Source organism: uncultured Jannaschia sp. (genome assembly GCF_947494025.1).
In the GTDB taxonomy this organism is placed as follows: domain Bacteria; phylum Pseudomonadota; class Alphaproteobacteria; order Rhodobacterales; family Rhodobacteraceae; genus Jannaschia.
In genome coordinates, this window is the sequence record NZ_CANLTQ010000210.1 from 1 (window position 1) to 208 (window position 208).

The following is a 208-nucleotide window of genomic DNA, read 5'->3' on the forward strand; positions in this document are numbered from 1 at the left end:
GTGACGGCCGCGATCCTTTCGCTTCAGCCGATGCCGGAACTCTCCGACACGATCGGCCGGATCGCGGCGATCTTCACGGGAACGATCATTGGCGCCGCCGCCGGCTTCCTTGTCTGGCCGATGCGGAGCCAGCGGCGGGTGGAGCTTGCCCTGCGCGATGCGCTCCGGGATTGCCGGGCGCTGCTCGAACTCATCGACCGGGGCGTGA

At 68.8% G+C, this 208-nt stretch carries 1 pseudogene; it reads left to right on the forward strand.

The window, feature by feature from the left end:
* Positions 1 to 208, forward strand: a pseudogene (locus tag Q1B08_RS21930) (FUSC family protein); the annotation flags it as partial.